The sequence below is a fragment of the Mesorhizobium sp. M0062 genome, assembly GCF_040323125.1.
Taxonomy (GTDB): Bacteria; Pseudomonadota; Alphaproteobacteria; order Rhizobiales; family Rhizobiaceae; genus Mesorhizobium.
In genome coordinates this window covers 25,520-38,585 of the sequence record NZ_JAMYUO010000017.1, presented here as the reverse complement: position 1 = coordinate 38,585, position 13,066 = coordinate 25,520, and the positions used below count along the sequence as shown (strand labels likewise).

Annotated in this window: 14 protein-coding genes and 1 riboswitch; of the genes, 5 read left to right on the top strand and 9 right to left on the bottom strand. The window is 63.2% G+C overall.

Annotated elements, in window-relative coordinates:
* Nucleotides 1-7: 7 nt before the first annotated feature.
* Nucleotides 8-943: a prephenate/arogenate dehydrogenase family protein gene (locus NKJ64_RS19960; RefSeq protein ID WP_352463197.1), complete on the bottom strand. Its 936-nt coding sequence runs from the start codon at nt 941-943 to the stop codon at nt 8-10.
* Between the two features lie 4 nt (nt 944-947).
* A complete protein-coding gene (gene hisC, locus NKJ64_RS19955) occupies nt 948-2,057 on the bottom strand; it encodes a histidinol-phosphate transaminase (RefSeq protein WP_352463196.1) in 1,110 nt (369 codons plus the stop codon).
* A 126-nt stretch (nt 2,058-2,183) separates the two neighbouring features.
* Nucleotides 2,184-2,261, top strand: a riboswitch (SAM riboswitch).
* 60 nt (nt 2,262-2,321) lie between these two features.
* On the opposite strand from hisC, the gene metX reads away from it, so the two are divergent.
* Nucleotides 2,322-3,491: a homoserine O-acetyltransferase MetX gene (gene metX, locus NKJ64_RS19950; RefSeq protein WP_352463195.1), complete on the top strand. Its 1,170-nt coding sequence runs from the start codon at nt 2,322-2,324 to the stop codon at nt 3,489-3,491.
* Nucleotides 3,488-4,102, top strand: coding sequence for a methionine biosynthesis protein MetW (gene metW, locus NKJ64_RS19945; RefSeq protein WP_023685353.1), 615 nt, complete (start codon nt 3,488-3,490; stop codon nt 4,100-4,102). Before metX ends, metW begins: the two co-directional genes overlap by 4 nt.
* Before the next feature lie 7 nt (nt 4,103-4,109).
* Here the strand turns inward: metW and NKJ64_RS19940 are convergent, their stop codons facing one another.
* Nucleotides 4,110-4,430, bottom strand: coding sequence for a DUF1330 domain-containing protein (locus tag NKJ64_RS19940; protein ID WP_023826245.1), 321 nt, complete (start codon nt 4,428-4,430; stop codon nt 4,110-4,112).
* Between the two features lie 248 nt (nt 4,431-4,678).
* Here NKJ64_RS19940 and NKJ64_RS19935 point away from each other — a divergent pair, with 248 nt between their 5' ends.
* Nucleotides 4,679-5,614 carry a glycosyltransferase family 2 protein gene (locus tag NKJ64_RS19935; protein ID WP_023673297.1) on the top strand — a complete coding sequence of 312 codons (936 nt, stop codon included), beginning with the start codon at nt 4,679-4,681 and terminating at the stop codon, nt 5,612-5,614.
* Nucleotides 5,615-5,665: 51 nt separating this feature from the next.
* Here NKJ64_RS19935 and NKJ64_RS19930 read toward each other — a convergent pair whose 3' ends face one another.
* The 3 genes from NKJ64_RS19930 to NKJ64_RS19920 all read right to left on the bottom strand — a co-directional run bounded on the left by NKJ64_RS19930 (nt 5,666) and on the right by NKJ64_RS19920 (nt 9,258).
* Nucleotides 5,666-6,454, bottom strand: a complete 789-nt coding sequence (locus NKJ64_RS19930; protein WP_352463194.1) for a DUF1194 domain-containing protein — start codon at nt 6,452-6,454, stop codon at nt 5,666-5,668.
* A gap of 63 nt (nt 6,455-6,517) precedes the next feature.
* A complete protein-coding gene (locus NKJ64_RS19925) occupies nt 6,518-8,338 on the bottom strand; it encodes an ABC transporter ATP-binding protein/permease (RefSeq protein ID WP_352463193.1) in 1,821 nt (606 codons plus the stop codon).
* A gap of 137 nt (nt 8,339-8,475) precedes the next feature.
* The gene (locus NKJ64_RS19920) at nt 8,476-9,258 is read right to left on the bottom strand and encodes a class I SAM-dependent methyltransferase (RefSeq protein WP_023670688.1); all 783 of its coding nucleotides are present in this window, start codon (nt 9,256-9,258) and stop codon (nt 8,476-8,478) included.
* A gap of 118 nt (nt 9,259-9,376) precedes the next feature.
* Between NKJ64_RS19920 and gloB the strand changes: the two genes are divergently transcribed.
* Both gloB and NKJ64_RS19910 read left to right on the top strand, forming a co-directional pair.
* Nucleotides 9,377-10,144: a hydroxyacylglutathione hydrolase gene (gloB, locus tag NKJ64_RS19915; protein ID WP_023706326.1), complete on the top strand. Its 768-nt coding sequence runs from the start codon at nt 9,377-9,379 to the stop codon at nt 10,142-10,144.
* A 20-nt stretch (nt 10,145-10,164) separates the two neighbouring features.
* Nucleotides 10,165-10,590 (top strand): cupin domain-containing protein, encoded by a 426-nt coding sequence (locus tag NKJ64_RS19910; protein WP_023706325.1) that lies wholly within the window; start codon nt 10,165-10,167, stop codon nt 10,588-10,590.
* Here the strand turns inward: NKJ64_RS19910 and NKJ64_RS19905 are convergent.
* From NKJ64_RS19905 to NKJ64_RS19895, 3 genes are read right to left on the bottom strand one after another with little or no spacing between them, the layout of a single operon-like run.
* Nucleotides 10,587-11,261 carry a lysoplasmalogenase family protein gene (locus tag NKJ64_RS19905; protein ID WP_023699113.1) on the bottom strand — a complete coding sequence of 225 codons (675 nt, stop codon included), beginning with the start codon at nt 11,259-11,261 and terminating at the stop codon, nt 10,587-10,589. The two genes, NKJ64_RS19910 and NKJ64_RS19905, sit on opposite strands and share 4 nt — an antisense overlap.
* The gene (gene yddG / locus NKJ64_RS19900; protein ID WP_352463192.1) at nt 11,258-12,145 is read right to left on the bottom strand and encodes an aromatic amino acid exporter YddG; all 888 of its coding nucleotides are present in this window, start codon (nt 12,143-12,145) and stop codon (nt 11,258-11,260) included. The genes NKJ64_RS19905 and yddG overlap by 4 nt, the downstream gene beginning before the upstream one ends.
* A 44-nt stretch (nt 12,146-12,189) precedes the next feature.
* On the bottom strand, nt 12,190-12,990 hold the full coding sequence (locus NKJ64_RS19895; protein WP_023685359.1) for a DUF3108 domain-containing protein: 801 nt from the start codon (nt 12,988-12,990) through the stop codon (nt 12,190-12,192).
* Between the last annotated feature and the right edge of the window lie 76 nt (nt 12,991-13,066).

Sequence of the window (13,066 nt, the reverse complement as noted above, 5' to 3'; positions counted from 1 at the left end):
AACAGATTTAACTTTTCGCCGGGTGCTCGACCGCCTGCCGGCCGAAATCCGGCACGTCGATATCCTGGCCGGCCTCGATGATCGAACGGCGAACGGCCCGGGTGCGGGTGAACAGGTCGAACAGCTTGTCGCCGTCGCCCCAGCGGATCGCCCGCTGCAGCGAGGCGAGGTCCTCCGAAAAGCGCGCCAGCATTTCCAGGATGGCATCCTTGTTGTGCAGGCACACGTCGCGCCACATGGTCGGGTCGGAGGCGGCCAGACGGGTGAAGTCGCGGAAACCGGAAGCCGAATATTTGATCACTTCCGACTTGGTCACCGATTCCAGATCGTCGGCCGTGCCGACGATGTTGTAGGCAATGATGTGCGGAAGATGCGAAACGATGGCCAGCGTCATGTCATGATGCTGCGGGTCCATCGTGTCGATGTTGGAGCCGCAGCGCCGCCAGAATTCCGACAGCTTTTCCAGCGCGGCCGGATCGGTTCCCGGCAGCGGCGTGAAGATGCACCAGCGGTTTTCGAACAGCTCGGCGAAACCCGCATCCGGGCCCGATTTCTCCGTACCCGCCAGCGGGTGTCCCGGAATGAAGTGCACGCCGTCCGGCACATAGGGCTGCATTTGCGCAATGACGGAGGCCTTGGTCGAACCGACATCGGTGAGGATGGCGCCTTTTTTCAGCGCCGCTGCGATCTCTTGCGCCACCTCGCCCGACGACCCCACTGGCACCGAGACGATGATCAGGTCGGCGTCGCGGACCGCTTCCCTGGCGTAGGTGGTGTAGCTCTCGCCAAGACCGAGCTCCTTCGCCCGCGCCAGCGTGGCCGGGCTGCGCGTCGCGATGGCGACATGGCGGGCCAGGCCCTCGCGGCGGATGATGCGGGCCAGCGACGAGCCGATCAGGCCGATGCCGACCAGCGCGATCTTTTCAAACATCGGTGCTGTCATTGTTTCAGCTTTTCAGGAATGTCGTGAGGGCATCGATGACGCCGCGATTTGCTTCTTCGGTGCCGACGCTCATGCGCAGCGCATTGGGAAAGCCATAGCCGGTAACGCGCCGCAATATATAGCCGCGCTGGGTGAGGTAATCGTCCGCCGCCTCAGCCGAATGCCTCTTGTCGTCGGGAAAGTGGATGAGGACGAAATTGCCGACGCTGGGCGTCACGCGCAGCCCAAGCTTCGTCAGTTCTTCATTCAGCCAGATAAGCCAGGTCTCGTTGTGCAACGAACTGCGCTCGACATGGGCGCGGTCGCGGATGGCGGCAATGCCGGCCTCGATCGCTGTTGCGTTGACGTTGAAAGGGCCGCGGATGCGGTTGATGGCATCGACGATGTGCAGTGGGCCATACATCCAGCCGATGCGCGCGCCGCCAAGGCCGAGCTTGGACAAGGTGCGGGTCATGACCACATTCTGTGCGCTGCCCGCCAGCTCGATGCCGGCCTCATAGTCATTGCGCCTGACATATTCGGCATAGGCCGCGTCCAGCACCAGAAGCACGTTGCCCGGGAGCGCGGCATGCAGGCGGCGGACCTCCTGGAACGGCAGATAGGTGCCGGTCGGGTTGTTGGGATTGGCGAGGAAGATGATTTTGGTCCGCGGCGTCACCGCGGCCAGGATCGCGTCGACGTCGGCGCGCTCCTCGGTTTCCTTCACAGCAACCGGCTTGGCCCCCGCCGACTGAATGTAGATCTTGTAGACCATGAAGGCATGTTCGGTAAAAATCGCCTCATCGCCTGGCGCAAGATAGGTCTGCGCCAGCAGGCCAAGTATCTCGTCGGAACCGTTGGAGCAGATGATGTTTGCCGGGTTGAGGCCGTGCACCTCGGCGATCGCCTCGCGCAGCCGGCGGGCGGTGCCGTCGGGATAGACATCGAGCTTGCTGGCCACTTCGCGCGCGGCCTCGATCGCCTTCGGCGACGGGCCGAGCGGGTTCTCGTTCGACGACAATTTATGGACCTTGGCGACGCCGGCCGGTGCCGTGCTCTTGCCCGGCACATAGGCGTCGATGTCCATAATGCCCGCGCGGGGCGTCGGCCGTGCCTTGTCCGCTGTCTTGTCCATGTCGCAAATCCATCGAGAATGCCTCCGTCCGGAGGCCGCAGCGGAAATACAAGCCGTAGCCGCGAATGTCGAGAGGCGGGCAATAGCTGGCCGTTGACGCCGGGCCGCACGAGTTCTAGAAGAACGCAACAGTTCCGTGGTGATTTGGCCGGTCGGCTTGCAGCCACGTTAAACAACTCGCTAAAGGGCCGTTTGCGTGACGTAACCGGCTTTGCGATCGCATTGCCGGTTTTTTATTGCCTGACGGCGGGCAAGGAGAGTCACATGGCCGCGCTCCGCGCTACAAAAACCAACAACGAGGCCGACAACCCGTCGAGCCCTGTGTTGCGTTTTGGCCCTGACAAGCCGCTGAAGCTCGACGCCGGCACGCTTTTGTCGCGGTTCCAGATCGCCTACCAGACATATGGCGCCCTCAACGATGCCCGCACCAACGCCATCCTGGTCTGCCACGCGCTGACCGGCGACCAGCATGTCGCCAGCACCAATCCGGTGACCGGCAAGCCCGGCTGGTGGGAAGTGCTGATCGGTCCCGGCAAGATCATCGACACCAACCGCTTCTTCGTCATTTGCTCCAACGTCATCGGCGGCTGCCTCGGCTCCACCGGTCCGGCCTCGACCAATCCCGCCACCGGCAAGCCCTACGGCCTCGACCTGCCAATCATCACCATCCGCGACATGGTGCGGGCGCAACTGATGCTGGTCGACCATTTCGGCATCGAAAAGCTGTTTTGCGTGCTCGGCGGCTCGATGGGCGGCATGCAGGTGCTGGAATGGGCGTCATGCTATTCCGAGCGCGTCTTCTCGGCCCTGCCGATCGCCACAGGCGCACGCCATTCCTCGCAAAACATCGCCTTCCACGAGGTCGGCCGCCAGGCTGTCATGGCTGATCCGGACTGGCATGGCGGCAAATATTTCGAGCACGGCAAGCGCCCGGAAAAGGGGCTCGCCGTGGCGCGCATGGCCGCCCACATCACCTATCTGTCGGAAGCCGCCCTGCATCGGAAATTCGGCCGCAATCTGCAGGACCGCGAAGCGCTGACCTTCGGTTTCGACGCAGATTTCCAGATCGAAAGCTATCTGCGCCACCAGGGCATGACATTCGTCGACCGCTTCGACGCCAACTCCTACCTCTACATGACCCGTTCGATGGATTATTTCGACCTCGCCGCCGACCATGGCGGCCGGTTGGCCGATGCCTTTGCCGGGACCAAGACCCGCTTCTGCCTGGTGTCCTTCACCTCGGACTGGTTGTTCCCGACCGAGGAGAGCCGCTCGATCGTGCATGCGCTCAACGCCGCCGGCGCCTCCGTCTCCTTTGTCGAGATCGACACCGACCGCGGCCATGATGCCTTCCTGCTCGATGAACCCGAACTGTTTGCCGCCATCAAGGGCTTCATCGGCTCGGCGGCCCGCGCAAGGGGGCTCGCCTCATGAGCGTCAATGGCAGCCAGCGCGTCGACCTCGAAGTCGTGGCCAACCTGATACCGCCGCAGTCGCGGGTGCTCGATGTCGGCTCCGGCGACGGCCTGCTGCTCGAACTCCTGCAGGAGACCAAGCAGGTCGACGGCCGCGGGCTGGAGCTGTCACAGCGAGGCGTCAATGAATGCGTTGCGCGCGGCCTCTCGGTCATCCAGGGCGATGCCGACACCGACCTCGAATTCTATCCGGACAAGGGTTTTGACTTCGTCGTCCTGTCACAGACGCTGCAGGCGACCCGCAACCCGAAGCTGGTGCTCGACGAGCTGCTACGAATCGGCAACCGCGCCATCGTCTCCTTCCCCAATTTCGGCCACTGGCGGGTGCGGCTGTCGCTGTTCGTCAAGGGCCGGATGCCGGTGACCGCGGACCTGCCCTATTCCTGGTACGACACGCCCAACATCCATTTCTGCACCATCCGCGACTTCGTCAATCTGGTCGAGGAACTCGGCGCTTCGGTCGAGAAAGCCACCGCGCTCGACGGCAACGGCCAGAAGATCGGCCTGTCAATGCCATGGTGGTTCTGGAATTTCTTCGGCCAGCAAGCGGTGTTCTTGCTGAAGCGGTAGTTTGCCCCTATTCCAGCACGTCCGTCGCCTTGTGCGGGTGCTGAACGCCATCGGCGATGATCACATCGGCGTGGGAGTTGTCGGTGCGCAAGACCAGAATCTCCCGATAGGCTGATGAATCGTACCAGCCCCACGCATGCGCCCTGTCCGGAAACTCGATGACGATCAGATGCCCGGGCCATTCGTTTTCGACCACGTCCATGTCGCCGCCGTGGACAAGGAAGCGGCCGCCGAACGGCTCCAATGTGGCGTCGATCCTCTGCAGATACTCGACAATCTGCGGGCCCATTGTGACTTGACGCATATGGGCGACGGCGTAGGCGGCCATGGCTGAACTCCCTGTGAGATCGAAGCCCGACGACCGGCTTCGTTGGCGCAATCTGCAGACATGATGGCCATCGGTCGATTACGTCTGGGGTAATCGGCCGGCTTACCGGCGTCCTGGCTCAACAGTTTGTGATGACATTGCCGCTGGTTTTTTGTAGCGTCGAATCGAATGCCATCCCGGGGTAAGGCTTGGACGGCGACCATCAAAACCTCCGGCCTCCAGGCATTTCGGGGCACAATCGAAGCAACATGTCCAAGGCAACCGACCTCGCTCCGCTGATCTCGGTGATCACACCGACGCACAATCGCCGCAGCAAGGTGGTGCGCGCCGTGGAGAGCGTGCTGGCGCAGAATTTTCCCCGGTTCGAACACATTGTCGTCGATGACGGCTCGACCGACGGTACGGCAGCCGCACTTGCCGAAATCCGCGATCCACGGCTGATCTATGTTGGCTCGAAATGGCGCGGCGCCAATGCCGCCCGCAATGCCGGCATCGAGCGGGCGCAGGCGCCGGTGGTGACATTCCTCGATTCCGACGACGTCTATTTGCCGGATCGCCTGGCGCGGACGCTGGAGCAGTTCGACAACAATCCCTCGCTCGAAGTGCTGATCAGTTCCTTCGTGTCGCTGAAGGGCAATCGCCGCACCAACTGCGTCAACCGCGAAGCGCTGCTGAGCCGCGACTCGCTGGAGCGGGCCCTTGTCGCGCAGACCATCTTCATTGCCGGGTCGGCAATCACCGCCCGGCGCGAGTCGCTGCTGGCCATCGGCGGCTACGACAGTGACGTCACGCGCATGCAGGATCGCGAATTGTTGCTGCGCTTTGCCCGTCGCAGCGGCGCGCAGCTGTCCGAAGTGATCGACTGGAAAAAGTACAACTCGGAGAATTCGATCTCCGGTCGCCGGGACGGCTATGTCGAAGCCTATGCGAGCTTGATCGACAAGCACCCCTATATCGCCGACCGCTACCCCTACATTCCGCCTTACATGATCGCCCGGCAGCTCATCGCCGATGCACTCAAGGGCAGGGTTTCGCAGGCGTTCTCCGGCTATATGGCCAACCGGTCGTCGAAGGCGCTTGGCTATTCGCTGCCGCAGCTGTTGCGTGGCTATGTCGGCGGCCGGCGCTGGCGCCGCGATCTCTATGCCGAATTTCGCGACAAATACGGTGCACGGCCGGCCTGAAGTTTGCCGACAAGCCGCGCAGCGGCTTTCCCCTCCGAACTGCCTCAAACCTCATTTGTCGAGTTCCGGCAGATATGGGTCGGAATATAGCCGCCGGTCGCGTTCGCCCTGCAGGCAGTCCATGGGTGCGGCGGCATCGATCGGGACCACGGTCGCATCGGCGATGCCGCTCACCTCCAGGATCAGCTTGCGGCGTATGGCGGTGGCGAATTCCGAGGCCGCATAGATCGGCAACACGAAGGAGCCGGGCCCACCGGTGACGCAGTCGTCATAATACTGGTCGAGATGGCTGAAGGTCGGCGACGGGCTGATCAGGATCGGCAGGCCGTTGATGACGATGCCCTTGGCCACCGCCGCATCGCGTGTCGTGGCGACGGGCAGCCCGGTGTTGTTGGGACCGTCGCCGGAAATGTCGATGACGCTGCGTGGCGCATCGAACCCCGTGCCCTCGAACAGCCCGGCGCCGAAGGCAAGCGCACCGGAAATCGAGGTGCCGCGAAAGCTGCGGAACGGCCGCGCTTCTATTCTGTCGGCGAAGGCGTTGGCGCTCTCTGCGCTGTCGATCACCTGCCAGGCGATGACGCCATCCTCGCGCACGACGCCCGCCCATTCGAAATAGGCAAGCGCGATGCGCCCGGTGGTTCCCGAGCGCACGGCCTTGATGAAATCGGGATGCCTGAGGGCCTCGACATAGCCAGCGCGCTGCAGCGCGAACTCCCTCTCGTCCATCGACTGTGAGATGTCGACGGCCAGCACCAGTTCGACATCCACGGCAACGGCCGGGGCAGCCACGGGCGTGGTGCAGGCAAGGCAAGCTAACAGACTGAACGCGTTGAGCATGGCCGCACCACCGATATTTCGATCCGTGATCTTCGCCGCGATCGCGGCGAAATAAAGCCCCTTCTACTTCTTTCGCCGCACGGCCGCTTTCGGCGGCGGGTCGATGGCGCCGGTCCTGACTCGGGCGGGTTTCAGTGGCGCAGCACCCGTATCCTTCACGATGTTCAATGCGCGTGGAAAGAAATGACCATTGTGCAGTCCGCGCCCGATGTTGAGGATCGCGGTTTCCGGCAGGCGTTTCTCCAGCATGGACAGTACCCTTCGCAGCGAAGGACCATCGAACGCGTCCATCGCTTCGTCGATGATCACCCATTTCGGCTGCCGCAAGGCCAGTCTGGCGAAGGCCAGCGACCGCTGTTCGTCATCGTTGAGTTCACGCTCCCAGCGTGCGGAACGGTCGAGCGAGGATGACAGCCGCTCGAGGCCGACCTCGGCCAGCACCGCCCCAAAATCAGCATCGCCAGCCGGCGCCGAGGCATTCGGATGCAGCACTTCGCGTAACGTGCCGGCAGGAAAATACGGAACACGCGGCACGAAAATCGGCGTTTCTCCGGCCGGCAAGCCGATCCGCCCGCTGCCCCAGGGCCAAAGGCCGGCAATGGCGCGGAAGAACAATGTCTTGCCGGCGCCTGGGTCGCCGGTGATCATGACGCGCTCGCCGGGATGGATCTCGACATGGCTGTCTGAAAGTTTGGTGCAGCCCTCCGGCGAGGCCACTTGGAGCTTCTCGAAGGTCAGGCTGCCATTGGCGTTATCGCCGAATTCGATGCGCTTTTCCTTGTCGTGCAACACATCGGTTTCATCGAGCGCAATGCGGAAGTCGGCAACGCGCATCAGCGTGGCGCGCCAGTCGGCGATGCCGCCGATATTGTTGATGAACCAGCGCAGCGACGAGTGCACCTGGTTGAAGGCGCCGACCGCCATCATCAACCCGCCAAAGCTGATATCGCCTGAAAAATAGACCGGCGATGCCACAAGGATCGGCGCCACCACGGTGATCCAGCCATAGGTATCGGTCACCCAGGACAGGTTGATCTGCGCTTTGTAGATGTTTCGCATCGCGCCCAGCACCGTGCCAAGGTCGATTTCGAGCCGTCTCTTGGCATCGGCTTCGCCGTGATAGAGCGCGATGGCGTCGACATTCTCGTTGACGCGCACCATCCCGGAACGCAGCTCGGCCTCGCGGGTGTAGCGGTCGCTGTTGAGGCGGATCAGCGGCCGCCCGACCAGCCAGCTCAGCCAGGAGGCGATGCCGGCATAGAGGAACGCGGCCCAGACCATGTAGCCCGGTATCGCCAGCGACCAGCCGTTGATGTGGAAGACGAAGCCCGACGAGAGTTGCCAAAGCACGCCGACGAACGACACCAGCAGGACGAAGGATTGCAGCAGGCCGACGCCGAGGTCCGTCGACAGATCGGACAGATGCGCAGCATCCTGCTGCATGCGCTGGTCGGGATTGACGCCGATGGCGCCGGCATTGGCGAGCCGGAAGGCCCGCGCCGGCCGCATCCATTGGTCGATCAGGTCGAGCGTCAGCGCCTCGCGCAGCTTCAGCCGGATCATCTGGTTGAGCCAGGTCTGAGCGATGTTGAGCAGCAGCAGCGTGCCGGCAATCACGGCAAAGATCATCAGCTGATGCAGGAAGGCCGCCATGTCGCGACGCGCCAGCGCATCGTAGAAAGGCTGGTTCCAGCGGTTGAGCAGAACCTGGCCGATCGACGTCGCGACGATGACCGCCATAATGCCGACCGACGTCCAGACCAGCCACTTGCGCACCGGTGAGCCTATCAGCGCCCGTTTTATCGTCGCCACCTGATCGCGCAGGCTGCTGGCTTCGACGGTTACCGGCTGAGCGGTGGCGGACTTGTCCGGTTGATCAGCCATGCACGAGGTCCTTGCGTTCAGAAGCGTTGCTGAAACCAGATGGAGAGACTTGAAGGCATCCGCCGCTCAAACGGACCGCGAATGCATCTGCGACAGATAGGTGGGAAAAACCCACGCAACACCAGTTTTCATGATGATCACGAAGGTGTCACCTGACGCGTCGTCGATGTCACCCCTTCCGCCCGGCGGCCAAGCCGCGTCGCACCGTGCGGTGACAGTACCGGCACGAAGACACGGCGCGAGGCGCGCTGCGCGACCGGCACGCCCTGATAGAGCCGCTTCTGCGCCTCGACCACGATGACGCCGGAAAAGATCGGCCAGAACCGCCGGCCGGCGCGCTCCAGCACATTGTGGAACCGCATCATGAAGCGCCGCGGCGATGGCGGGAAGAACAGCGCGTCGGACCAGGAAGCCGGTGTGAAATTCGCCTCGCGCAGCAATTCTGTCAGCTGGCCGCGCGAGAACGGCCGGCCATTGCCGAACGGCGTGTGCTCGAACCGCGCCCAGACACCGCGCCGGTTGGGCACGACGATGACGACGCGCCCTGCCGGCGACAGCACCCGCCAGATCTCGTTCAGCGTCTCGCGCGGGTTTTCGACATGTTCAAGCGAATGCACGAGCAGCATGCGGTCGATGCAGGAATCGACCAGCGGCAATTCCTCGTCGAAGACCAGCGCCGTCGCCGTCGGTCCGTTCGCCGGCCAGACGACGGCCCCTTGCGTGGCAGGCATGAAGGCAAACACCCGCTCGGCATCGGTGCCGAACCGCTCCAGCCACGGCAAGGTATAGCCGAGCCCGACCAGCCGCTCATTGGGCACTGTTGCCCATATTGAGGACAGCGCCATGGTGATCGAGCGTTCAGCCAGGCGGCCGAGCGTGGTCGAATAGAAGGAGCGGAGATCGACGATATCGGAATGCATGCGCGGGACGGTAGCTGCGATGCCGCCCAAGTTCAACAAAGCCGGCACGTTCTGCAAAGCTAGAGTGACATCGGCGGCCAAGCGCCCTATGTCTGCGCCAACAGATGGAGAGATGCCAATGCCCGTCGAAATCGAACAGTTCATGTGCCGCAGCGACAATTTCGGCGTGCTGGTGCATGACCCGAAAAGCGGCGAGACCGCCATTATCGACGCGCCCGAAGAAGCGCCGATCATTGCCGCGATCGAGCGTACCGGCTGGAAGCCGACGATGATCCTGACCACCCACCACCATGTAGACCATGTCGAGGCCAATCTGGCGCTGAAGGAGCGCTTCAAGCTGCGCATCGTCGGACCGGAGGCGGAAAAGGAAAAGATCCCCGGCATCGACGAGACCGTCGGGCAAGGCTCGGTCGTCCATCTCGGCGGTGAGCGGATCGATGTCATCGCCACGCCCGGCCACACAGCGGGCCATGTCTCCTATCATTTTCCGGCCTCGAAAGTGGCGTTCACCGCCGACACTTTGTTCGCGCTCGGCTGCGGCCGGCTGTTCGAATGCAAGCCGCCGGTGATGTATGAGTCGCTGAAGAAGCTCGCCGCACTCCCGGCCGACACGGTCATCTATTGCGGCCATGAGTATACGCTTTCGAACGCCCGCTTTGCGTTGACCGTCGACCCGACCAATTCGGCGCTGAAAGAACGCGCCGCCAAGATCGAGACCCTGCGCGCCGACAACAAGGCGACGCTGCCGACCACGATCGGCGAGGAATTGTCGACCAATCCGTTCCTGCGCTGGCACGACCCGGCGATCCGCAAGCATCTCGGTATGGAGGCGGCCTCCGACGCCGAAGTGTTCGCGGAAATCCGCAAGCGCAAGGACAATTTCTGAGCATCATTCCGGGATCAGCCATGACCAGCGCCGCTGAAATCATCGCCACGCTCGGCCTCAAGCCACATCCGGAAGGCGGCTGGTATGCCGAGACCTTTCGCGACGGCGCCGGGCGCGGCCATTCGACGGCGATCTATTTCCTCCTTGAACAGGACCAGATTTCGGCCTGGCACCGGGTCAAGGACGCGGCCGAGGTCTGGCACTTCCATGCCGGAGCGCCGCTGGCGCTGTCGATGTGCGAGGAAGGTAGTCCAATGCTTAACCAGGTGATCGAGCAGGTGCTCGGCATTGAGCTTGCGGCGGGCGAGCGGCCGCAGATCGTCGTGCCGGCCGGCTGGTGGCAATCGGCGCGCAGCCTCGGCGAATGGACGTTGGTCGGCTGCACCGTGGCGCCGGGCTTCGACTTCGCCGCGTTTGAAATGGCCGAGCCGGGCTGGCAGCCTTAGGCCAGAAGAAAACCAAGAGTTATGCAGAGCTGGGCGGCATAGTAGAGCACCCAGACCGCATAACGGATGCCGGCGCGATAGGGTGCTATTGCCGGAACCAGGAATTTCTCCGCGGCAAGCAGCCCGTCCGATGCCATGAACATAACAGCGCCGCCGATGACCCACGGATTGGCGAGCGTCAACGCCGAGATGCCCATCGCCAGAATGGCCGCGATATAGATGGCGATCGGCACCCGCAGGCCGGGACTGACACGGCGCCAGAGCGCCGCCAGCATGACGACTGCGAAGGCCGCCATGGCAAGCGCGATGGCGCCGCGCCATGTCTCGGTGCTGAGCACATCCAGCCCGCCGCCGCCGAGCAGGAAGAGCGGCACATAGAGGACATGCGCCGCAAGGAAGCTGGCCAGCCCGCCGAGGAAGGCCTTTTCGCCGTCACGCGACAGGAAGGCATCGCCGACGCCGCTGAGCAGCAGTGCGACGACGAGCAACAGCGGCCCACCTTGCATGAAGGCGAGTGCCGCAAGCATGGCCACGGCCAGCGTCTTTGCCGCCGAGCGGGCCAGCGTCGGCCGCATATCCAGGGTGAAGGCGTAGATCACTGCCGCCACCAGCGAAAAAATCAATGTTGCATTTGCGTTGGCGTCGATGCCGCCGGCAAACGGCATCGTCATGCGCTTGCCCCGCCAGTTGCCGCCTTGCGCAGGAACAACGATTTCGCCGCCAGCGCCGCGCCGCCGGTGATCAGTACGCAGGCAGCCAGGATACGCAGCGACGGCTCGGCAACGCCCGCCGCGATCAGCACCAATGTCGACAGCAGTGGCGCCGCATAGCTTGCCGCGCCGAGCACCTGGATGTTGCCTCGTTTGACGCCGATATCCCAGGCGTAGAAGGCGGCACCCACCGGCATCAACCCCAAACCAACCACCGCCAGCCACTGGCCGGGGCCATCGGGCAGCACCGTCTTTTCCAGCAGAAGATGGCAGATGAGGGACAGGGCTGCCGTGGCGGCGCAGAACCAGGTGACGATCGAGGTCGGCACCGCCGGAAAGCGCCGCGACAGCAGTGAATAGGACGACCACAGCAGCGCACAGACGGCCGCCATCGCATAGCCGAAGGTGTAGCGAGCATCGAAGGCGAGGCCGCCACCCTTGGTGACGATCAGCACGGTCCCGGCGAGCCCGAGCAGCGCGCCGACGACATGGTTCCAGGCCAGCTTCTCGCCCGGCATCAGCGCTGATCCCAGCACGATCAGCAGCGGCCACAGATAGGCGATCAGGCTTGCCTCGACCGCCGGCGCGTTGCGCAGCGCGGTGAAATAGAAGAAATGGTAGCCGAACAGTCCGGCAATGCCGATCACCCAGACCTGGCGTGGGATCTTCAGGCTTTTATCGGTCGCCGGCATGAACAGCCGGGCAACCAACCCGACGGCGGTGCCGATGGTGAAGGTGATGGCCGAGAGCAAGAATGGCGGCACGGCGCCCGACGCATCGGTGAGCAACGCCAGCAGCGCCCATATGGCGACCGCCGAGAAACCGATCAGTGTTGCGCGCCCCATGCCCGTCTCCGGCGACTCGCCCCATTCTATTCGGGTGGGCGCGTCTATTCAGTAGCTTCGAACCGCCCCGCGCTGACAGTCAAGGTGCCGATCTGCGTCCCGACCGTGGCGTGGATCGGCGCATATATGCCGGTTTGGCCGAGCGGTGCAAACGTCACCATCATCTGGCTCTTCTTCTTCAGGTAATTCAGCGCCTTGCGGCCCTTGCGGTAGCCTGCCACCGGCTCGAAGCTCATCTTGCAGGTAACGGTGTCGCCCTTGTAGCCCTTGACCGAGATCGATCCTTTCGAGGCGTAGGTCAGCGTCAGGTCGGCGCGCATCTCGCCGTCATAGAATTTCACCTTGCGCCCACAGACCTGGTCGAGGCTGTCAGCATGGATGACGGTAGCCGCCATCGGATCGAGCACCGATGCCAGATCGTTGCTGCCCAGCGGTATCCAGTTTTTGGGATTGCGCTTTTTCGGCTCGGGAATGATCTGGGTGGCGGTCACCGCGCCATTGGCAAAGCGGATATCGACCATGGAAGCCTTCTTGCCGGACTTATAATCGGCGCGAAATACCTGCGGCTGCATCTGCTTGCCCAGGATCTTGCCCTTTGACGAGATCGTGCCGCTCGTGTCGTCGAACAAGGTGGCGAGACCCGCGCTGGAGACGGTGCCGTCTATGGAATAGCTATCGCCTTCGTAGTGGCTGGAAAATGTCGCCTTGGCCACGGAAAGGCCCAGGAACGACACCGTGTATTCGCCCTTGAAGGACTGTGCGGTGGCTGCGGGCGCGGCGGCAAGGGTTGATGTTGGCAAGGCGGCGACAAATATGGCGACAACGGCATGTGACGGGCGAAGCATGGCGGGCTCGGTCCTTGATTTTTTTAACCGGAGGCGGGCGACTCCGGCTTGAAATGTCCCTGTCCGACCGCTTATA